This window comes from Synechococcales cyanobacterium CNB (assembly GCA_030263455.1).
Classification (GTDB): domain Bacteria; phylum Planctomycetota; class Phycisphaerae; order Phycisphaerales; family UBA1924; genus CAADGN01.
This window is the reverse complement of sequence record SZOZ01000015.1, coordinates 17,134-39,065: the sequence shown is the minus strand read 5'-3', so window position 1 is coordinate 39,065 and position 21,932 is coordinate 17,134. Positions and strand designations below refer to the sequence as shown.

Annotated in this window: 15 protein-coding genes; 7 read left to right on the top strand and 8 right to left on the bottom strand. The window is 67.7% G+C overall.

The features are described 5' to 3' along the window. Positions 1-10: 10 nt before the first annotated feature. The 5 genes from FBT69_13560 to FBT69_13540 form a co-directional block, all read right to left on the bottom strand. Entirely contained in the window at positions 11-1,549 is a 1,539-nt protein-coding gene (locus FBT69_13560; GenBank protein ID MDL1905816.1) for a signal recognition particle protein, read from the bottom strand. A 9-nt stretch (positions 1,550-1,558) separates the two neighbouring features. Further along, positions 1,559-2,425, bottom strand: a complete 867-nt coding sequence (locus FBT69_13555; GenBank protein MDL1905815.1) for a site-specific DNA-methyltransferase — start codon at positions 2,423-2,425, stop codon at positions 1,559-1,561. 37 nt (positions 2,426-2,462) lie between these two features. Further along, positions 2,463-3,341, bottom strand: coding sequence for a DUF1559 domain-containing protein (locus FBT69_13550; protein ID MDL1905814.1), 879 nt, complete (start codon positions 3,339-3,341; stop codon positions 2,463-2,465). 84 nt (positions 3,342-3,425) lie between these two features. Then, positions 3,426-5,414 carry a DNA polymerase/3'-5' exonuclease PolX gene (polX, locus tag FBT69_13545; GenBank protein ID MDL1905813.1) on the bottom strand — a complete coding sequence of 663 codons (1,989 nt, stop codon included), beginning with the start codon at positions 5,412-5,414 and terminating at the stop codon, positions 3,426-3,428. Then, positions 5,245-6,114 carry a class I SAM-dependent methyltransferase gene (locus FBT69_13540; GenBank protein MDL1905812.1) on the bottom strand — a complete coding sequence of 290 codons (870 nt, stop codon included), beginning with the start codon at positions 6,112-6,114 and terminating at the stop codon, positions 5,245-5,247. The genes polX and FBT69_13540 overlap by 170 nt, the downstream gene beginning before the upstream one ends. 254 nt (positions 6,115-6,368) lie before the next feature. Here FBT69_13540 and phoU point away from each other — a divergent pair, with 254 nt between their 5' ends. Together phoU and FBT69_13530 are read left to right on the top strand one after the other, a co-directional pair. After that, positions 6,369-7,016: a phosphate signaling complex protein PhoU gene (phoU, locus tag FBT69_13535; protein ID MDL1905811.1), complete on the top strand. Its 648-nt coding sequence runs from the start codon at positions 6,369-6,371 to the stop codon at positions 7,014-7,016. A gap of 80 nt (positions 7,017-7,096) precedes the next feature. Then, positions 7,097-9,346, top strand: coding sequence for a glycoside hydrolase family 2 (locus tag FBT69_13530; GenBank protein ID MDL1905810.1), 2,250 nt, complete (start codon positions 7,097-7,099; stop codon positions 9,344-9,346). Between the two features lie 72 nt (positions 9,347-9,418). Here FBT69_13530 and FBT69_13525 read toward each other — a convergent pair whose 3' ends face one another. Next, positions 9,419-11,581 carry a DUF2961 domain-containing protein gene (locus FBT69_13525; protein ID MDL1905809.1) on the bottom strand — a complete coding sequence of 721 codons (2,163 nt, stop codon included), beginning with the start codon at positions 11,579-11,581 and terminating at the stop codon, positions 9,419-9,421. 51 nt (positions 11,582-11,632) lie between these two features. Between FBT69_13525 and FBT69_13520 the strand changes: the two genes are divergently transcribed. The 5 genes from FBT69_13520 to FBT69_13500 all read left to right on the top strand — a co-directional run bounded on the left by FBT69_13520 (position 11,633) and on the right by FBT69_13500 (position 18,592). Next, complete coding sequence (locus FBT69_13520) at positions 11,633-12,208, top strand: formylglycine-generating enzyme family protein (protein MDL1905808.1); 576 nt, start codon at positions 11,633-11,635, stop codon at positions 12,206-12,208. Beyond that, positions 12,205-12,657 carry a hypothetical protein gene (locus tag FBT69_13515; protein MDL1905807.1) on the top strand — a complete coding sequence of 151 codons (453 nt, stop codon included), beginning with the start codon at positions 12,205-12,207 and terminating at the stop codon, positions 12,655-12,657. Before FBT69_13520 ends, FBT69_13515 begins: the two co-directional genes overlap by 4 nt. A 1,101-nt stretch (positions 12,658-13,758) precedes the next feature. Then, on the top strand, positions 13,759-14,565 hold the full coding sequence (locus tag FBT69_13510; protein ID MDL1905806.1) for a hypothetical protein: 807 nt from the start codon (positions 13,759-13,761) through the stop codon (positions 14,563-14,565). Continuing rightward, the gene (locus tag FBT69_13505; GenBank protein MDL1905805.1) at positions 14,504-17,437 is read left to right on the top strand and encodes a DUF5117 domain-containing protein; all 2,934 of its coding nucleotides are present in this window, start codon (positions 14,504-14,506) and stop codon (positions 17,435-17,437) included. Before FBT69_13510 ends, FBT69_13505 begins: the two co-directional genes overlap by 62 nt. 165 nt (positions 17,438-17,602) lie before the next feature. Continuing rightward, complete coding sequence (locus FBT69_13500; GenBank protein MDL1905804.1) at positions 17,603-18,592, top strand: PEP-CTERM sorting domain-containing protein; 990 nt, start codon at positions 17,603-17,605, stop codon at positions 18,590-18,592. Positions 18,593-18,649: 57 nt separating this feature from the next. Here the strand turns inward: FBT69_13500 and FBT69_13495 are convergent, their stop codons facing one another. Next, positions 18,650-19,366: a hypothetical protein gene (locus FBT69_13495; protein MDL1905803.1), complete on the bottom strand. Its 717-nt coding sequence runs from the start codon at positions 19,364-19,366 to the stop codon at positions 18,650-18,652. Positions 19,367-19,379: 13 nt separating this feature from the next. Beyond that, positions 19,380-21,815 (bottom strand): hypothetical protein, encoded by a 2,436-nt coding sequence (locus FBT69_13490; GenBank protein MDL1905802.1) that lies wholly within the window; start codon positions 21,813-21,815, stop codon positions 19,380-19,382. Positions 21,816-21,932 lie beyond the last annotated feature (117 nt).

The following is a 21,932-nucleotide window of genomic DNA, read 5'->3' as shown; positions in this document are numbered from 1 at the left end:
GATCCGATTGTCACCGGCGTTTTTTGCGTTGCTTGAAACGGCCGGGGGCGGTCGCGCGCGTGGAGCCTTTGGTGTTGAAGCCGGGCATGCCCTTGAGGCCCGGGACCATGCCCCCCATGCCGGCCGCGCCGAGTTCCTTGACGGCGGCGACCTTCGACTTGGCGCTCATGCCGGCCATCTGCTTGGTCATTTTGCTGATGGCGTCGTGCTGCCTGACGAGTTGTCCGACGGCGTTCTGGTCGGTGCCGCTGCCGGCCGCGATGCGCCGGCGTCGGCTGGTGTTGATGATCCTCGGCTCGCGGCGTTCTTCCTTGGTCATGGAGTTGATGATGGCTTCGACGCGGTCGAGTTGTCCTTCGTCGATGTGCGCGTCCTTGAGGGCCGCGCCGACGCCGGGCAACATGCCGAGGATCTGTCGCATGGGGCCGAGGCGTCGGAGCATGCGGAGCTGGGCGAGGAAGTCGTCCATCGTCATCTCGCCGCGAGCCATCTTCTCGGCGAGCCGTTCGGCGTCCTCGGCGGAGACCTGCTCCTGTGCCTTCTCGACGAGGGAGACGACATCGCCCATGCCGAGGATGCGTCCTGCCATGCGCTGGGCGTGGAACTCCTCGAGGGCCTCGGCCTTTTCGCCCACGCCGATGAAGCGGATGGGCGCACCGGTGACCTTTCGGATGGAGATGGCCGCGCCGCCGCGGGTGTCGGAATCGAACTTGGTGAGAATGACGCCGTCGACTTCGAGGCGTTCGTGGAATGCCTTGGCGCTGTTGACGGCGTCCTGGCCGGTCATGGCGTCGACGACGAGGAAGACGTGGTGCGGGTTGAGGGCGCGGCGGACCTGCTGGAGTTCGCCCATGAGTTCGTCGTTGACGTGGAGTCGGCCGGCGGTGTCGAGGATGAGGACGTCCGCGCCGGCCTTGCGTGCGGCGTCGAGGGCGCGTCGGCAGACCTGGACGGCGACGCCGACGGCCTTGCCGTACTCGGCGCACTTGTCCGGCTCGCCGTGGAAGTGGACGGGCGCGCCGCCGGGGGCGGCCTGGCGGGCCTGGGCGGCGACGATTTCGAGTTGCTCGACGGCGGCGGGCCGCTGGAGGTCGGCGGCGCAGAGCATGACGCTGCGGCCGCGTTTGCTGAGGTAGGCGGCGAGTTTGCCGCAGGTGGTGGTCTTGCCGGAGCCTTGCAGGCCGCACATCATGACGATGGTTGGGCCTGGGGAGACGCGCATGATCGCGGGGCCGGGGGCGGCACGGGCGCGTTCGGGGTCGGTAGCTTCGGCGAGTGCCTCTTCGCCGCCGAGGAGTTCGACGAGGCGGGCGTGGACGATGCCGACCATCTCCTGGCCGGGTCGGAGGCTCTTGGTGACCTCGCGGCCGAGGGCGTCGGCGACGACGTCGTCGCAGAACTCGTTGACGACGTCGTAGTTGACGTCGGCGTCGAGGAGGGCGGTGCGCACCTCCTCCATGGCCTCGCGGACGTTGGCCTCGGTGATGGTGCCCTGGCCGGAGAGGCGACGGAAGACCTTGCCGAATCCTTCGGAAAGACGCTCGAACATGGGGGGAGTCTATGCGCAGCGTGCGTCGGCAAGGGGCTGTTCGAATCCGACGCATTCGGGGTCGAAGCGGGCGAGTCGCGCCGCCATAACGGCCGCGGCTTCGGGGTTGCTGTCGATGAGGATGAAGTCTCGGTCGTGCGTGGCGGCAGCCTCGCCGGTGGTGCCGCTGCCGGCGAAGAAGTCCAGCACGACGTCGCCGGGCGAGGAGTGGACTCGCACGATGCGATTGACGATGCCGAGCGGTTTCTGCGTCGGGTAGCCCGTCTTCTCTCGCCCGTTGGTGGGGACGATGGTGTGCCACCAGACGTCGGTCGGGGACTTTCCGCGCGCGGCCTTCTCCGGCGTGACGAGGCCCGGGGCCATGTACGGGATGCGGTCGATCTCAGGCTCGTTGAAGACGTAGTTGGAGGGGTCGAGCGCGTACCAGAGGATGGTGTCGTGTTTGGCGGGCCATCGGCGGGGGGAGCGGCCGCCGAAGTCGTAGGCCCAGACGATCTCGTTCATGAAGCGATCGCGTCCGAGGAGGCGGTCGAGCGCGACCTTGACGTAGTGGACCTCGCGCCAGTCGAGGTGAACGAAGAGCGAGCCGTCGGGCGCGAGGCAGCGCAGGCCGGCTTTCAGGCGCGGCATCAGGAAGTCGAGGTAGTCCTCACCGAACGCGTCGCCGTATGAGCCGCTCTCGACCCGCTCAACACGGTAGCGCTTGCCGGCGAATCCGGCGCGCGTGCCGTTGGTTTCGTCGGCGGTGGTGCGGATGCGGTCGCGCTGCTGGACCTTGCCGGTGTTGAACGGCGGATCGACGTAGATGAGGCGCGCCATCCCGCGCGGGAGTGTGGCGAGCACGTCGAGGCAATCGCCGAGGATGACCCGGTTCACGGCGCGATTGTACCGGATCGGCTCGGGTTGCGCGGGTTTACTTCGTGGCGTCTCTGTCGAAGCCCAGGCCGTTGAAGAGGCTGTTGTCGCCGGTGTCGTCCTTGACGAGGCCGGTGCGTTCGTTGAGGACGATGAACCCGAAGTCGGCGAGTGCGAGGCCCTCGGCGTGGCCGTCGAGGAATGCGGCGTGTGCGACCCGGCCGTGGCGGACTTCCGGTGGCGACTGGCCGGTGGCGTGCGCGAAGCCCTCCGCGCCGTTGTTCTTCGTGTCGAGGCGCGGCGGGTCGAGGGTGTAGGAGTGCTCGCGGTAGCCCTCGTTGATGCGGAGGTGCTGGCTGCCGGAGGAGTCGGCGAAGACGACGGTCTTGAAGGGAACGTGGATGCGGGACATGCGGACGGGGTAGTTCATGTAGCCGCCGGAGGACTTGATCCGGCTGTTGCCGAGGTAGTGGTAGTTGTAGCCGTAGGAGCCGTTGCGGAGCACCTGGATTTCGCCGGTGGCCTTGCTGCGGAAGTGGTCGTAGGTCTGGGAAGGATCGCGGAAGACGTCGTTGTCGAGGCGGTCGAAGTCGTCCGAGTTCTGGAACTTCTGGTACTCCTCCTCGTTGCGGGGCATGTAGGGCATACCGACGTACTCGCCGACGACCCAGTGCCAGCGAGCGGCCTTTCGCCCGGACGGCTCGTGGACCTCGCCCGAGGGGAGGCGCATTGGGGGGAAGGTCTGGCGGTCGTTGGAGTACATCTCGACGGCCTGGCCGAGGGAGCGGAGGTTGACGAGGTCGGCAGCGCCGCGGGCAGCGGCACGGGCCTTGCCGAGGGCCGGGAGCAAGATGCCGATGAGGAGGGCGATGATGGCGATAACGACGAGAAGCTCGACGAGCGTGAAGGCGGCGTGGCGGCGGCTTGGAAGGGGCATGGGGAGCCTCCGTTCAAATCGGACCCCTAGGGAGGGTTCGTATTGAATCTGAGACTCAGTCTCAAGTCAAGTTGATTGCCAACGTCATTGTGTGCGTCTGGAGGCGAGCCAGTCGCGCAATTTTTTGGGGGGCCAGCAGTTGACGCACTGTTCCGGGGGGAGCCAGCCACGTCGGGCGGTGAGGACGCCGTAGCGGAGGTTGTCGAAATCGGCCGCGCCGTGAACGTCGCAGTTGATGGCAATGAGGCAGCCGGCCTCGACGGCGGCGCGGACGTGGGAATCGCGCAGGTCGAGGCGCATCCAGTGGGCGTTGATTTCGAGGGCGACGCGGTGCTGCTTCGCGGCGGCGATCACTTCGGCCATGTCAGGGCTGAGGCCGGGACGGCGGTTGATGAGACGGCCGGTGGGGTGGCCGAGGACATGAACGAATCGGTTTTCGATGGCGCGGATGAGGCGTTTGGTGGCGGCCTTGGGGTCTTGCTTGAGCGCGACGTGGGGGCTTGCGACGACGAGGTCGAGGGTGGCGAGGGTTTCGTCGTCGAAGTCGAGTCGGCCGTCGCCGAGGATGTCCACCTCGCTGCCGCAGAGCATGGAGATGGCTTTCGTGCTCTTGCGCAGCGCCTCGATCTGTTCGCGTTGCTCGGCGAGGCGTTTCTCGTCGAGACCGCCGGCGACGACGCTGGACTTGGAGTGATCGGTGACGGCGATGGTGTGGAAGCCGCGGCGTTTGGCTTCGTTGACGAGTTCGTGGAGCTCGAGCGAGCCGTCGGAGGCGGTGGTGTGGGCGTGGAGTTCGGCCTTGACGTCGTCGATTTCGACGAAGCGTGGAGTTTCGGCCAGGGCGAGTTCGCCGCGGTCCTCGCGGATTTCGGGGGGGATGAAGGGGAGGCCGAGCTTGGCGTACACGGCATCCTCGGTGCGTGAGGCGAGGGGTTTGACGCCGCGGTGTTGGGGCGGGGTGTTGTCGTTGTCGTTGTGGAAGAGGCCGTATTCGTTGAGTGTGTAGCCTTTTTTGAGGGCGAGTTCTCGGAGTCGGACGTTGTGCTCCTTGGAGCCTGTGAAGTACATCATGGCCGCGCCCCAGGCGGCGGGATCGACGACGCGGAGGTCGGCCTGGAGTGCGACGCCGCCGGACTCCTTGCCGTGCTGGCCTTCGAGGGTCCATCGTCCGAGGTCGTGTGCGGCGCGGAGGCGGACGGAGCTCTTCGTGCCGCCGCTGGCGAGCACCTGCACGACGCCGGGCATGGTGGTGAAGGCTTGGTGCGCGGCGTCGGGATCGGTGGTTGCCACGAGGACGTCGGCGTCGCCGATGGTCTCCTTTCCGCGCCGGAGCGAGCCGGCGAAGGCAGCATGCTTGACACCCGTGACGGCGCTCATGCGTGCCACGATCTCTTCGGCGATGGGGAGGGCGATGCCGAGGGGGATGCGCTGCTCGGTCTGGCCGGCGAACTCGATGGACTTCTTGACGTTCTCGACCGTCTTCGCGCCCATGCGCGGGAGGTTGAGGATGGAGCCGTCGTCGATGATGCGCTTGAGCGAGGGGAGGTCGGTGACGCCCGCCTCCTTCCAGAGCATGGCGACGGTTTTGGGTCCGAGGCCTGGGATGCGGAGGATTTCAAGGAGGCCGGGCGGGACTTTGGCCCGGAGTTCCTCGTGCTCGGTGATGCGGCCGGTGTTGACGAACTCGATGATCTTGTCGGCGGTCTTGGCGCCGATGCCTTCGATGGCGAGCAGCGCGCCGCGGTCGTGGGCGAGCGTGGCAAGGTCGGTGGTGAGATCGGCGATGACGCGGGCGGCCTTGGCGTTGGCGGCGACGCGGAAGCGGTCCTCGCCGAGGAGTTCAAGGATTTCGGCGATCTGTTCGAGCCGTTCGGCGATCTGGGCGTTGACGCTCATGGGTCGATCATTCCGGCTTGCGCAGGAGGGCGCGCCATTGCCCCCGAGCGAGCGGATGGCTGTGGCCGCTCCAGACTTCGCCCCAAACGAGTTCCAAGCCCGCGGATTCGAGGAGGGTTCGTGCCTTGGTGTCGTCCATGGCGTGCGGGTGGAGTTCGTCGGGCTGGTCGAGGACATCGACGAGCACCCAGGCGAGGCCGCCGGGGACGAGGAGGCGCGTCATCTCGGCGGCGACGCGGGGGGGGGAGACGACATGGTCGAGGCAGTTCTCGGCGATGACGAGGTCGGCAACGGCGTCGGGGAGCGGGACGTTCTCGCCCGGGGCGGCGAGGAAGGCGACACGTTCGGCTTCGGCAGGGACGAGGGCCTCGGCGAAGTAGCCGTCGGCGACGGGATCGACGGCGACGGCTCTCCGCCAGCGCGCAGCGGCGACGGCGGGGTATGGCCCGGAGCCAATCTCGACGGCGGTGCGCACAGCGCACCACTCGGCCATGCGGCCTGTGATCGGATCGCCCGGGGAGAAGTCGTCCGCGAGGCCGAGGCGTTCGGCGAGTTCGTAGAGGCGCGTGCGCTGCCAGCGGCCGAAGGTTTCGCGGAAGTCTCCCGGGAATGCGGGGTCCGCGCCGCGGACCACCGCGGCCCAGTAGGTGAGTTCCTGGCGGAGGCGCTTCGTGGCGGCGTGATCGACGGAGGCGTCGTGGGCGATGGCGTGTCCGTCAAGGCCCCCGCGCCAGACCACCGCGGCGGAGACTCGCGAGGCGGAGACTCGCGAGGCGGAGCTGATGATGCGGTCGAGTCGTTGCTCGACGGGCCACACGGCGGGCCGGAGGGATCGTGCGAGGAGGCGTCGGAGGGATTCGCGGGCGGGGTTGGGCACGGAGCGTCTCCCGGCATGAGGAAGCGGAGGCTGCGGCCCAGGCCGCGCGGGGACTCTACGCTTTGCCGTTCCCGTGGAGCGTTGTTTTGTCGCCGATGGGCGTGGATATGCCGATAGCGCGTGATTCGCCCGTGAGTGGCGGAGTCCGGGGGTGGATGCCCCGGACGAGAGGAAGGACGGAGCCGTCGTGCAATCGAACGAGGTGAGGCATCTGCATCCGACGTCGGACCCGGCGGCTCCTGAAGCGTCGGCTGGTGCGTGAGGCGCGGTACGCGATCGCGATGCTTGAGCGTGCGCTGGACGCGCTGTGGCGTTTGGACGCGGAGGCGGCGATGGAGGTTCGTCTGCGCGACGACCGCGTGGACGAGGAGGAGGTTGCGATCGAGCAGGACTGTTATCGGCTGCTCGCGTTGAAGCAGCCTGTGGCGCGGGACTTTCGGATCATCGCGTTCATCCTGAAGGTGAACGCGGACATCGAGCGGGTGGCGGACCATGCGTCGTCGATCGCGAAGATCGCGAAGAAGATGCGGCGTGATCCGCCGCCGCGCTGGCCCCAGTCGCTGCGGGAGATGGGCGAGCGCGTGCCGCTGATGTGCTACCAGTTGCTGCGAGCGGTGATGAGCGAGGACGCGGTGTCGGCGCGCGCGGTGGTGGAGATGGACGAGACGATCGACCAGTTGAACCGCCAGTTGTTCGGGGAGACGGTGGAGATGATGCGCCGCGACCCGGAGGCGTGCGCGGACGGGCTGCTGATCTCCCGAGCGGGGCGGGAACTGGAGCGTGTGGGCGACCTGATGACGAACATCGCCGAGGACGTGGTGTTCCTGGCGACGGGGGAGATCATCCGTCACCAGAAGCGCAGGGCGGAGGCGCAGGCACGGCAGGCAACGCCACCGGCGTAACGCGCCCGGCCCCTTGCCGGCGGTGTCGTGTAGAGTGTCTGCGTGGCTGCCCTGTGCGGCGGTCGCGTGGAGGCGATGCGATGCGCGTACTCGGGATCGTCGGCGCCGCGGCAGTCGTGGTAGGCGTGTCGGGGCAGACCGAGGAGTGGAAGCCGGTGGAAGGCGGGCTGAAGACGCGGTGGGCGGCGGAGGTCTCGCCGGAGAGCGTGCTGCGCGAGTACCCGCGTCCGACGATGTCGCGGCAGAGCTGGCTGAACCTCAACGGGCTGTGGGAGTGGGCGGAGGCTCCGGCGGAGGGCGATTCGCCGGCGGAGTTTGCTGGGACGATCCTGGTGCCGTTCCCGATTGAGAGCGCGCTCTCCGGGGTGGGGCGTTCGGTGGAGCACCTGTGGTATCGGCGTTCGTTCGTCGTGCCGCACGAGTGGCGGGAGGGTCGCGTGCTGCTGCACTTCGGGGCGGTGGACTGGCACGCGCGGGTGTGGGTGAACGGGCGGTTCGTGGGCGAGCACGTCGGCGGGTACGACGGGTTCTCGTTCGACGTCACGGATGCGCTCGTGGGCGGTGACGAGCAGACGGTGGTCGTGAGTGTGTGGGATCCGACGGACGGGCACTGGCAGCCGCGGGGCAAGCAGGTGCGCGAGCCGCACGGCATCTGGTACACCCCGACGACGGGCATCTGGCAGACGGTGTGGGTCGAGCCTGTGCCGAACGCGTACGTGCGGCGGCTGCACGTGACGCCCGACTTCGATACTCGGATGGTTCGCGTTCGCGCCGATGCGGTGGCGGAGGATGGACGCACGGTGCGGGCGAAGGTGTCGATCGGGAGCGTGGCGGTCGCGGAGGCGACGGGCGCGCCTGGCGAGGAGCTGGCGCTCGATCTCGCGTCGGACTTTCGGCCGTGGTCGCCGGACCAGCCGCGGCTATACGACCTTGTCGTCGAGTTGCTCGATGGCGAGCGCGTGGTGGATCGGGTTGCGTCGTACTGCGGCGTTCGGAAGGTCGAGGTTCGGCCCGACGCGGAGGGCGTGGAGCGCATTCATCTGAATGGCGAGCCGATCTTCGTGTTCGGGCCGCTGGACCAGGGGTTCTGGCCGGATGGCTTGTACACCGCGCCGACGGATGCCGCGCTGATGTACGACCTGATCGTGACGAAGCGGCTGGGGTTCAACGCGGTCCGCAAGCACGTGAAGGTGGAGCCTGAGCGGTGGTACTGGTGGTGCGACGTGCTTGGGCTGCTGGTGCTGCAGGACATGCCGAGCGGTGACGCGTACGTGGGGCCGGGGCGCGGGGAGATTGCGCGGTCGGCGGAGTCGGCTGCGCAGTTCGAGCGGGAGTTGCGAGCGATGGTCGAGGGGCGCATGCACCATCCGAGCGTGGTGTGCTGGGTGCCCTTCAACGAGGGGTGGGGGCAGTACGACACGGTGAGGATCGCGAACTGGGTGAAGGAACTGGACCCGACGCGGCTGGTGATCTGTGCGAGCGGGTGGAACGACTACCCCGCGGGCGACCTGATCGACTGGCACGCCTATCCGGGGCCGGCGTCGCCGAGGCCGAGCGGCGGGCGTGCGGCGTTCCTCGGTGAATACGGCGGGCTTGGGCTGCCGCTCGCGGGGCACACGTGGCAGGACGAGAAGAACTGGGGGTATCGGAGTTACACGGATCGGGGTGCGCTGACGGAGGCGTACCTCGCGCTGGCGGACGATCTGCGTTTGCTGATCGCCGATCCGGGGCTGTCGGGGGCGATCTACACGCAGACGACGGACGTGGAGGTCGAGGTGAACGGGCTGATGACCTACGACCGTGAGGTCATCAAGATGGACGAGATGAAACTGCTCGGGGCGCACCTTCGGCTGTATGCGCCCCCGCCGCGGGTGCGGGAGATCGCGGGGACATCGCGCGGCGATGCGGTGGAGTGGGCGTACACGTTCGAGCGGCCGGCGGATGGCTGGGAGAAGCCTGGGTTTGATGATTCGTCGTGGCAGCGCGGACCGGGCGGGTTCGGGCGCGAGGGGACGCCGGGAGCGGTTGTGCGCACACCGTGGCACACGGGGGACGTGTGGATCCGGCGGCAGTTCATCCTGCCGCGGGTACTGCTGCACGATCCGCGGCTGCTGATCCACCACGATGAGGACGCGGAGGTGTACGTCAACGGCGTGCCGGCGGCAGAACTGAAGGGGTACACGACGGGGTACGTGGTGCGACGCATGAGCGAGGCAGCGAGAGAGTCTCTGCTCTCTGGGCCGGTGACGATCGCGGTGCACTGCAGACAAACAACGGGCGGGCAATACATCGACGTTGGGATCGTGGATGTCATTGAGGCGGGGGAGTGAGGGAATGCGAATGCGAGTCGCACGGGGCCTGCAGGGTTCCTGCCGGGGCAGATGGTTCGATGAAGGAGGGGGTTACCAGATCGGGGTAAGGACGACGGCGTCGAGGCCGAAGAAGGCGCGGGTGCCGAGAGCGTCGGGATTCGCGCCGACGACCTGGACTCGGAGCGTGAGCTTGCCGTCCTGGGGCCTGTGCCAGCCGGGGAGATCGATTGAGCCTGTAGGTTCGCAGAGTCCCGCGCGTCCGGAGAAGAGGTCGATGGGTTCGCCGACGGGCGTGCCGTTGACGCTGAGTTGGACGATGCCGTAGTCCCAGCTGCGAGTGGCGTGGAGCGTGACTTTGCGAGCGCGCTCGTCTTCGACGGGGACGGCGATCTCGACGAAGTCGCCCTTGGCGCGTCCCTGGACCCAGAGGTGTGCGTTGCCGCTCCAGCGGTCGCGTCCGAATCCGCTCATGTCCTGCTTGACGATGGAGACGCCGGGCGAGCCGGCGAGGATGCGGAGGTTCTCAACTTCGAGCGCGCCTTCGATCGTGAAGGGGGGGGGCAGAGGCGGCGGGTTGATGACGCCGCGCTTGACCTCGGTTTCGCTCGGGTTGACGTTGGTGGTCGTGCCGGGGCGTGCGTAGAAGTGGGTTGTTGCGGCGTAGCCGACCTCGCACTCCTGCCAGTGCCAGACCTCCATGTCGAACTTCAATGAGCGGTTGAAGGGGATGCCGTCGAGGAGACGGACACGCGAGACGGTGGTGTGCCCGTAGTTGCCCGGGCCGTCGCAGCGCGGCTGGGCGTGGAAGGGGCCTGTGAAGAGTTCGGGTGAGCACCAGGCGTAGCCGTAGTAGTCCTCGGTGCCTGTGCCGAAGTGCGAGGGGAAGATTTCGCCGTCAACGTAGATTTTTTCGTCGCCCTCACCCCACCAGTCGGGGACGGGGTTGATGACGGCGAGGGTGTCGCCGACGTAGACGCCGCGGCCGTGGATCTCGGCGTAGTTCCAGTCGCGCATGGGCCGGGTGGGGATGGGGTGCTCCTGTCGCCAGGTGGTGTGGAAGTGCATGGAGCGTTCGTTCCATTCCCAGCCGCGGGCGCGCAGGACGACGCTGAGGGTGACGGGCTGCGTGCCGAGATTGGTGATGGCGAGGCGGGCCGAGCGTTCGTAGGGCATGGGCCAGCGTGCGTGGAGTGTTCGGCCGTCGTCGGAGACGGTGCGCCACCAGTCTTCGAAGTCGTTGCCGCCGACGCCGGAGCCGAAGAAATCGCCGAGGGGGCACCAGATGGTGCGTGCGCCGTCGAACTCTCCTTCGAGGACGAGGGTGCGGAGGGCGTCGGCGATGTCGTCGGCTTCGAGGCGGACGGAGAACTCGTAGACGCAGGCGGGGCCGGCGGTGAGATCGAAGGGGACGGTCTGGCCCGGGGAGATGATGGTGTCACCGCGGATGCCGCGCGGGCCGAAGCCGCGCATCGGCTCGGCGAGGGCGCGCTGCACGCGGGCGACGGTGTTGGCTTGCGCGCGCAGGGTGTCCATCGAGAACGGCTCGACGGTCGTGCCGGGTTCGTAGGTGCGGTAGTTGACCTGGTAGTAGAAGCCGTCGGCGTCGCTGGTGACGATGCAGCGGGTCGCGTAGGGGATGGGGAGGTAGAGGTTCCAGCCGCGGGCGCGCGTGGCGGCCAGGGGGGGGGCGAGCACGAAGGGTCCGGGGGACCATGTGCCGCCGAGGAGGGCGTCCATGGGGGCTTCGAGGGCGGGGGTTTGCTGGCCGTCGAGGTAGATGCGGATGGCGCCCTTGGGGTTGGCGGACCAGATGCGGACGATCGCGCCCGGGCCTTGGGCGTCCATCATGACGAACTCGCGCCGGCCGTCGCGCTCCTCGACGCGCACGAACTGGCTGGTGTCGTGGTTAGCGAACCAGGCTTCGGCGTTGTCGGGGGAGACGGATCGGCGGTCGTAACTGCTCGCCTGGGCGCAGGTGTAGGACGGGTAAGGGAGGCGTGCGATGGCGTCGCGATCGATCATCTCGGCGAGGAGCGAGCCGAGCGAGACGGCGGGAGGAGCGGCGGAGGCGGCGCAGCACAGGGAGATCGAGAGGAAGAGACCCACGTGAAGCCGTGTCATCGAGATTGCTCCGTGTTCGTCTCTCCGTTCCGGGCGTGGACTCGTGCAGGATATCTTCGGTCCCGCGGAAGGGGAGGGTGCGGCCTGCCGGGGCGGGCGGTAGGCTGCCGCGGCAAGATCGCCGGCTCGCATGGTCCACGGATGGACGGGGTTGGTTCCGGTCGGTTGCAAGGAGGTGTTGCGATGACTCGATCGCTGATCGTGCTTACCGGACTGATGCTGGTAACGGTGTTCCGTGCCTCCGGCGCGGAGGACTACGACTTCGACTGGGTGACGATCGGCGCGGTCGGGAACGAGCCGTATCTGGGCGACAGCCCGTTCGGCCCCGACTACGCCTACGGCCGCGGGCGTGTGGACTCCGAGTACCGGATCGGCCGCACGGAGGTGACGACGGGCCAGTGGCTCGAGTTCGTCAGCACGTTCTCCACACAATCGGACGACATGAAGACCTTCGCGCGTCCGTTCTTCTGGGGCGCGGAGACAGACCCGACCTACGACGGGCCTGGCCAGCGCTACCGGCTGCGCGGCAACATGGCGACGCCCGAACTGCTGCCGGTGGGCGAGATCAGCTGGCGCGAGGCGCGATGTTCTGCAACTGGCTGCACAACGGCAAGTCGTCCGCGCTCCCGGCGCTTGAGTACGGCGCGTACGACGCGTCCACGTGGGGGGATGACGGCTCCCGGTTCACAGATGACCCCACGCACCTGCCAGACGCGAGGTACTGGATTCCAACGCTTGATGAGGCGCTCAAGGCGATGAACTACGACCCCGATCGGTACGGCGAGGGTCAGGGCGGATGGTGGCTCTATCCGAACATGTCGGACGAGCCGCCGATTCCGGGCGTGCCGGGCGAGGGCACGACGAACGCAGGCCTGCACCTGCTGTCGTGGGGCGAGTGGGACATCCCGCTCGGCGCCTACAGCGACATGGTCTCGCCGTGGGGCCTGCTCGACACGACCGGGGGAACCGTCGAATGGAATGAGGAAATCCTGCCGCCCGGTGACAAACGAGCGAGGGGACTGCTCGGGGCGGCCGCTGGTGACGACAACTACATCGTCCACGACCATGTATCCGTGATCCAAGGGCTGTCTCCTGGATATGGTGGAACGAGTCCAGGTATTCGAATCGCCACTGCGATTCCCGCTCCTGTCACATGGGTGCTTGCGAGTGTCGTGTGCTTCTGCCGACGAATGCGAAGGAGAAGATGATTCATGGCACGGACTAGTCTGCTGCTGCTCGTTGGCGTCGCTCTCTTCATGCTGGTTACGACCGCCAAAGCCCAGTGGGTGCGAGTCGTGGTGACACGTCACGCGGCGGGTGCGCACCGTGCTGCCCGGGAACAGAGATTGATGAGTTCCTGGATCCTGGCGAGGATGCGACGTTAAATCTGTCGACGTGCGCAAAGCGAGTCAACATCACCACAAGCAGTTCAACTGTCGATATTGGCCGGCTGACTTTCACGGGCGGCCCCGGCGTGTTTCCTCTGGATATCGTGCTGGGCAGTGGCGGCCTCAACCAGTCGGATACGCCGAACGTCTTGACCGGTCGCCATTGGGAGGGACTGGATGCGTCTGCCATCAGCACGGTGCGCTTCGCAGGTGGCATCGGCGGCAACCTGACTGGCTCTGTGCTTGTCAATGAGGTGTTCCGGTTCGACGTCGATGGACAGGTGCAGGCGCATGTCGACGCCAACGAGCCGGGAAACGGCGGCGGATTCGTCGTGGAGGCGGCATCGATCAGCAGCAACGGTCGGGTGCGCCTGAGCACGGGGAACATCAGAAGAGTGAGAGCCTTCAGCGGCGACATTGCAGGTCCGATCACGGTGTTGAGCGGTGGGATCACGCCTTTCGGGCTTGACGTGGCAGGCGATCTCCTGGCTGACGTTTCAGCGGCGGGACTCATCGAATCGATCACCGTCGCCGGCGAGATCGGCACTTCCACGTCTCCGGTATCGATCACGACAAGCGGCGATATCCGGGCCGTTGTCGCGAGTGCGATTTTCGCCGACATCGTCGCATCTGACCCCGGAGGCGATGACACGTGGGACGTCTGGCTTCTGGAGGTCACGAGCGGAACTTTCTCGGGATCACTCTCGCTCGACCGTCTTCGTGACCCCGAGGTCGAAAGCGAGGAAGGGGTATTCGTTGACGGTGATCTTGACGCGGACATCACAATCTCCCGATCGGCGCTTGAACCGATAGAAGTCGAGGGTGACTTCCTGGCCGGGCGCATCATCGAGGTCGGCAGGAACCTCCAGACCAACACCGATCAGTCAACCTCGCAGAACCGGGGCAGGATCAAGATCAAGGGTGTGCTGGGGGGGGGACATTCTGATCAGCGAATCTCTGTTCGGCCCCATCATCGTCGAGACTTCCGGCGGCCTGCAAGGGCAGGTCATCATCAACGCCCGCGACGACGGCGGCGTCTGGATGACCGGCGACGACGGCATGCTCGGGAACGGATCGGTGACCGTCGGCGGCGTCTCGCTCTCGCCGATCCCGTGGTACGATCAGACTTCAGCCTCGCTCGGCGGCGGCGCGGTCGGCGTCGTGGCGTTCAGCATCCACTTCAAGGATTGCTCGTCGGCGTCCAACACGCTCCGCGACGACGAGTGCGAGAACTATTACAACGCCCTCCGTCGCGTCGGCCCCGGGAGCGCCTGGCCCTCGGTGACGCTGCGCTACTACGGGCCGATCCAGGTCGTCGGCGAGGGCAAGCCGTTCACGGTTCGCCGCAAGCCCGTGAGCGACACCTCGTGTGACTGGCAAGACGTGACGGCGTCCTTCTCGCACACGATGCATCCGGGCGGCGCGACGCGTGCCATTCTCATCAGCGGCCCCATCGTCGCACCGTATGACTATCTCATCGAGCCTCGGACAACGGGCGAGAGCCTTCTTGCGTGCGACGGGTTGCCTGCGTCGACGGGCGATGTTCCGGTTCACGACAACGGCTATCGGCTGCGCGTGCTCCAGGTCGAGGACATCAACCTAGGCGGCTACATGGACCCCGGCGACGTTGCCGCGTGGCTCGCCGCGCCTGAAGACGTGAACTTCGATGAGGTCGTTGACGCGGCTGACCTCACCGCGGTTCTGGAGGCGCTTGCATCCGAGGAGTAGCCGCATTCGGCGTCTGTCCACTTGCCAAAGCGGAGTCTCCGCTGCCTCCGCAGCCCGGTTGCCCGGTGGTGGTATTGTGTTGTTCCCGGCCTTGTGGGGCGTAGACCCCGAGGGCTGGGGTGAGGAGTCGCCGATGAACGCTGTCCGTTGCCGTGCGGTTGCGATCGTGGTTCTGGCCGGGTCTGTGTTCGGGGCACCGGCTGTCGGGCAGCAGGACTACCCCCCGTTCGAGAAGGTGTCGGAGGGGTACCGGAAGGTGACGCCGCCGGCGGATGGGTCCGCGCCGCTGTACACGGTGTGGGTCCGTGACCGGGACGGGCAGATGCTGGCGGAGTTGCCGGCGGGGTTCGAGGGGCAGCGGTTCTTTGTGGTGCCAACGGTGGCAGGGGGCGATGCGCAGGCGGGGGTGTACTCGATCTGGCACTACGCGATCGGGCAGGACGCGCGGTATCTCTCCTGGCAGCAGTACGACAAGCGTCTCGCGCTGATCGAACCGAACATGGATGTTCGGACGACGGGGGACGCGGAGTCGCGGGCGGCGACGGAACGGATCTACACGGACCGGGTGGTGCTGACGACGCCGATCGTGGCGATGGGTCCGGGCGGCGGCCCGGTGATCGACCTGGACGACGTGCTGCTTCGGCAGTCCGGGGCGTTCTTCGGGGGTTTCACACGCGGGGCGGACGTGTCGCTGGCGAGGGTGAAATCGGCGAAGACGTTCCCGTCGAACGTGGAGTTGACGCTGGAGTTTCCGCGCGCGGGGGGGCAGCTGGTGACGGTGCACTACTCGATCGGCGTCCCGCCGCAGACGCCGGGGTATCAGCCGCGCGAGGCGGACCGGCGGGTGGGGTACTACTACACGGCGTTCACGGACCGGAACCGTCGCGGGGTGGACGGGCAGACGATGCGGTACGTGAACCGGTGGCACGTCGAGAAGGCGGACCCGTCGCGTGCCCTGAGTCCCCCGAAGAAGCCGATCGTGTACTACATCGAGCACACGACGCCGGTGCGGTACCGGCGCTGGGTGCGCGACGGCATCCTGGCTTGGAACAAGGCGTTCGAGCGGGTGGGGATCGTGAACGCGATCGAGGTGTATCAACAGGACGCGCAGACGGGCGCACACATGGACAAGGATCCTGAGGACATCCGGTACTCGTTCGTGCGCTGGACGAACGCGGACATGGGGTTTGCGATCGGTCCTGTGCATGCGCACCCGGACACGGGGGAGATCTACGAGGCGGATATCGTGATGGACGAGGGGTTCCTGGCGGGTTGGGCGCACCAGTACCGCACTTCGATCCTGGCGGCGGCGGCGATGCGTTCGCTGGACGCGGAGACGGCGGAGTGGCTGCTGGACCATCCGCAGTGGGATCCGCGGTACCGGCTGGCGGACCCGGAGGACCGGGCGCGCGTGGCGGCGTATTCACGGGCGCTGCGCGACGGGACGGCGGACCCGGCGGATGCGCCGCCGACGATGCTGCCGATGGTGTGGGAGCAGCCGGGGGCGGGGTCGCGTGCGGGGGTGTGCGCCGCGATGCCGGGGCTGGCGCTGTCGGTGGCGGACGTAAGGCTGGCGATGGACGCCGGGATCATCCTGCCGGACGGTGGCGAGCGGGACGAGGCGAGCCTGCTCGACGGTCTGCCGGAGGAGTTCATCGGGCCGTTGCTGAAGGACGTGATCATGCACGAGGTGGGGCACACGCTCGGGCTGATGCACAACTGGAAGGGATCGGCGGCGCACTCGTTCGCGGAGATCAACTCGGAGGGATTCCGAGGGAAGAGGCCGATGCTCTCGACGGTGATGGACTATGCGCCGTCGAACATCGTGGTGGAGGGCGACGGGCTGGTGCAGGGGGACTACGGGTGCATCGACATCGGCACCTACGACCACTGGGCGATCGAGTGGGGGTACACGTTCGACGATCCGGGGAAGGTGGCGACCCGGGCGGCGGAGCCGGGGCACGGGTTTTCGAGCGAGGAGGGCCAGCCCGGCCCGGACCCGCATGCGAAGACGTGGGACCTGGGTGAGAACTCGCTGGACTTCGCGGACTCGGAGATGCGTTTCGTGCGGCACGTGCGGCCGAAACTGCTGGACAAGGCGGTGAAGGACGGCGAGCCGTGGCAGAAGGCGCGGCAGACGTGGAGCCAGTTGCTTGGCAAGCAGTTGGGCGCGCTCTCGACGGCGTCGCACTGGGTGGGCGGGGCGCACTTCAACAAGTACCGCAAGGGCGACCCCGGCGCGCCGGAACCGATCCGGCCCGTGGACGTGGAGCGGCAGCGGCGTGCGCTGAAGTTCGTCATCGAGAACGCGTTCCGGGACGAGGCGTGGGGGCTGACGCCGGAACTGCTGGCGCATCTGGGCACGGAGCAGTGGCCCGACTCGAACTGGGGCGACCCGCAGGACGTGCCGATCCACGACCAGGTGCTCGGGGCGCAGGCGAGCGCGATGACGATGCTGATGAACCCGACACGGCTGCGGCGGATCCTGGACAACGAGTTGCGGACGGTGTCGGGGCAGGACGCGCTGACGGTGCCGGAAGTGCTGCGGGCGATCCGCAACGAGGTGTGGTCGCCGCTGGCGAACGTGCCGCGTGGCGCGACCGCGCGGGATCCGTACATCAGCAGCCTTCGGCGGAATCTGCAACGAGAGCACCTCGACCGGCTGATCGACCTGTCGACGGGGATGAACTGGCCGAACGCCTCGGGCAAGACGCTGGCGACCCTGGCGCGTCAGGAACTGCGGGACATCCGTGCGGCGATCGGTGACAGGCCGGAGGCGCAGGGGATCGATCCGTACTCGAAGGCGCACCTGGCGGACTCGCGCGAGCGGATCGACCGGGCGCTGGAGGCGGGGTACCTGCGGCGGCAGTAGGGCAAGGCGCGGCTCAAGGATGCGCTCACGGAGGCCCGGAACGACCGGGCCTCCGTTTTCGTTCAATCGGCGTGTGTGTGCGTGAGCGGGGTGGGTGTTCCGCGTTCGTGTCTCGAGGGCTGGAGCGTCCGGTCCCGATGACAACGACCCACGAGGAGCACGCCGATGAACTCTCGATTCACTTTGCAGACCGTGTCCGCAACGCTGGTCCTGGCCGCAGCCGCCGGCGTCGTTTCCGCGCAGACGGCGTGGAAGGTGGACGTTCCCGATTTCTACCAGCACCAGAAGACGGACCCCGCGAGGGACAAGACGTGGATTCCGAAGCCGCTGGCTCCTGCGTACGACAGCAAGGACTGGTGGGAGCAGGGTGGGGGGTGGTGCGCCACGGCGGCGTGGACGAACGCGATCGCGTCGATGGAGGATCGATTCGCCGGCATTTTTGACCCGAGCCGGCGCAAGGGCGCGGGCGCGGAGCACAAGGACAGGAACTGGCTGGAACGGGCGAACTACGCGCTGGAGGACCTCGCCATCATCGCCGGCAAGCGGTTCGGCATCAACAACGGGGCGTGCGCTTGGGAACCGGACGTCCTTGCGTACAGCTCGAACGCCGGCTACGCGGACGCGATCGTGGACCGGTTCTACCTGAGCGGCAAGCAGGTTCGTCGCGACCACAACGACGGCAAGAGCGACAACGCAACGGGGTTCGCCAACCTCTTCGAGGCGTTCGCTGCGGGGATCGACAGCAACCGCGCGGTGGTGGTTAACATCACGGCCGACGAGAAGTTGCCCTTCTGGTGGGCGAGATCCTTCCACGTGATGACGGGCGTCGCGGTGGACACCGACAACTCGGTGATCTACGTGGCGGACCCGGACAGCACGTTCCGCGGCGGCGGGTGGGACGACGGCGAGGACAAGGCCTTCGAGCGGCGCTACCTCGCCACGGACGACTACCCCGCCGGCGACCCGCGCGACCCGAAGGTCCGCGACCGGTACTACTCGGCGTTCACGATCGACGCCAACGGCGTCTTCACGGACGGCGCGTACAAGGGCGCGGTCATCGAGTCGGTGTTCACGTACATCGTTCCCGCCCCCGGCTCGCTCGCGCTGGTCGGGCTTGGGGGCGGCGCGATGCTCAGGCGGCGTCGTTCCCGGTAGACCTTGCCGGAGAGCGCCCCGCGCGCGTGCCGCACGAAGCGGACGCCTGGGGCGTTCTCATGCGCCGAGGATTCCGGCGGCCTGCTCCAGCGGGCCGTGCGCCGCCGCGAGGCTTCGCTCGGCCTCGGGGGCGTGGTTGTCGGCGGCGGCGGACCAGGCGCGGTTGAGGTTGCGCTCGCCGGCGGAGAAGTGGTCCATGAACTCGGCAAAGCCGGCCATGCCGAGTCCGGCGATGAGCGCGGGCTTGGCATCGACGATGGTCAGGGCGTGCCGGCGCTGGACCTCGTCGAGTCGGTGGACGATGGTACGACAGCGTTCATGCTCGTCCGCGATGCGGGGCAGTTCATCGGCGAGAGCGGAAGCGATCTCGCGGATGCGCGCGAGGGCTTCGCGTGCGGAGGAGGCGGGCGACTCGCGCTGCGCGCCCGCGGCAGGTGCGGCGTACTGCATCCTGGCGGCCTGCTTGACGGTGAGGCCGCCGGCGGTCAGTGTGACGACGGCGAGGGCGAACCACCAGGCGTGGGACCATCGGGCGAAGGCGAACTCCTTGACACGGACGCGTTCGACGCCGTTCGCGCGCAACGCGGCAAGGAGTTCCGGTGTGAGCACGTCGCCGGGTCGGGCGAGCGGCGGGGGTCCGCCGGCGGGGGCGTTGAGCGTCAGGCCGAGCAGTTGTTCGTCAGCGAGGGAGAGCCTGGGCAGGTAAGCGGTGGCGGCGCAAAGGACGCCGAAGACGAGGGACGCGATCACGACGAGGGAGCCGATGAGTTTCATCGCGTGTCTCCGATCATCCGAGGGCGAGGACGACGCAGTTGATGGCGAGTTGGAGGACGGATTCGCCGACGATGAGTCCGGCGCAGAAGGGGACGCCCCATTCCTCGGCCCATGCGCGTCCCTTGACCTTGGCGAGGGCCATGTTGGCGAGGCATCCGATGCCGTAGGTGGCGATGTAGAAGAATGGGAGGTACATGCTGAGTCCGACGAGGACGCCGAGTCCGCTGAAGGCACCGAGTCCGAGGAGTGCGCCGAGGAGCGCGCCGCAGCCGTAGAGGGCGAAGGGGATTTCGCCGCCCTGTACGCCTGTGATGATGGCCTGGAGGGCCTGTGCCTGGGGCGCGCTGGTTGGGGTTTCCGGTCCGAGTGCAACGCCGTAGGTCTTCATGTTGACGGCGGCGATGAGAAGGACGGTGAACATGCAGACGACGGGTCCGACGGGGACGACGCAGAGTTCGAGGAGTTGTTGCTTGACGGGCCTTGCGCCGACGAGGTGGCCGGTGCGGAGGTCGGCCATCATGTCGGCGGCGAGCGTGATGGCGACGCAGAGGGCCGCGCCGAGGAGGACCGCGCTGAGGACTGCGCCCGTGCCCGCGAGGAGCATGACGATGACGACGGTGAGCAGCGCCATGCCCGAGATGGGGGACCAGTCGGTCATGCCGGTGCACTGGGCGATGATGATGCCGGCGAACCAGATCCAGAGCGCACCGACGACAGCGATGACGGCGGCGCGCAGGTGCGAGGGGAGAGAGGCGAGCGCGCCGGGCCTGGCGTTCATGGAGGCGAGGTACCTGTCCTTCTGGGCGTCGTCCCAGACGACGGTTGAGGTCTCGCCGGAGGGGCTTGCCGTGGTCCATGCGCCGGCGGACTTCCATGCGGCGGCGGCCTGCTCGGATGCGAAGCGGATGAGGTAGCCCTTGTAGGTGGCGGGTTCGACTTCATCGGAGACCTTGAGGGCGGAGACGGGGCAGGGCTTGCCTTCGTTGAGGGGTCTGTTGCCCTCGAAGTCGGCGGCGATGAAGAGGAGGAGGAGCGCGCCGGCGATGGCGGCGAGGAGGACCTTGAGTCCGAGTTCGTCGCGCGATCCGCGTGGCATTCGGCTGGCGACGGCGATGCTCTTGAGGGCGGCGCGCATGGCGGGGAGAGCGGCGATGATGCCCATCATCGCGCCGCCGAGGAGGAGTCCGATGCCGAGCGGGCGGTTGAACGCACCGAAGCCGTAGCCGGGGGCGGTCGCGGGGGTGATGCTGGCGGGCATCCAGCCGAGCCGGAAGGCGATGGGGGTGAGAACGAAGTAGGCGAGGATGCCGCCGGCGAGGACCATGAGTCCGGCGCGGCCGGTGATGAAGCCCGCGCCGAGGGCGAAGGGAGCGATGGCGAAGACGAGTTGGAACTCGTCGGGCAGGCCGAGGATTCGACCGAGCGAGACGCGATCGTCAGTAAGGACAAGGTCTGGTCGGCCGTCGCGGTTGTGATCGACTTTGTCGTGGAGGTTGCCGTCCGAACCCTGGCGAGCGGGGAGTCTGATGTTGAGATCCTGGTAGCCGGGGAGCGGTGAGCCGGCCCAGCCGAGGTCGATCCTGCGGAGCGAATCCCACGGCTGCTCACCGCGCGAGGCGAGCAGGGCGGCATGGGCGAGGCGTGGCGAGACGTTCGGAAGGGCGGCTTCGCGGACGCGCGTACGGAGCGCTGCGATGGCGGCTTCGTCCGGCTCGTCGGCCTCGATCGCGGCGAGGAGTTCGGCTTCGATGCGGCCGAGCGTGAGGGCCTCGTCCGGCGCGGCTCGTTGCTCGATCCAGCCGGCGATCATGCGCGTTCGTTCGGCGTCGGCGTGCGAGATGCGCTCGCGTTCGACGAGGGAATCGAGGCGGTCGAGCGAGGCCGGGAGTCGGATGCCCGGGAGGCCGACGGGGAGATAGATGAGCGCGGACAATGCGATGCCGGCGAGCAGGACGATGGACTTCTTCGCGCCTGCGCCGGGGGATTTGAGGATCGCGGCGACACCCATCGCGGAGGGGAAGCGGAGGCGTTCGATCTCGATCATCTGCTTGCGGAGGGGGATGATGAAGGCCGCGCCGAGGACCGCGCCCGCCATGCAGGCGATGGTGATGAGCCAGAAGTCGAGCTGGTTCCAGGAGAGGGTGAAGCCGAGGAGGAGGAGGACGGGTACGGTGAAGATGACACCGGAGTTGGACGTGTTGACTGCGGAGGCGATGGTCTGGGCGATGTTGGTTTCGAGGATGGAGCCTTTTCGGAGGAGTCCGCGGAGGACGCCAAAGCCGAGTACGGCGGCGATGGCGGAGCCGCCGAGGGTGAACCCGATCTTGAGTCCGGCGTAGGTGATGGAGGCGTTCATCACCAGCCCGATCACCATGGCGAAGACGATGGCGGCGAGGGTCACCTCGCGGTAGGGGCGGGCCGATCCGGTGGGCGGTTGCTGGCTGGACATGTCGGCCTCCGGGGGCGCGCCGGGGTGAGAGCGGGGCGGTCGCGCGGAGGCGTATGGTGCGCGAACTCGGCCCGCGGCACAAGCGGGCAGGGAATGAAAACGCCCGCCGGGTTGTGT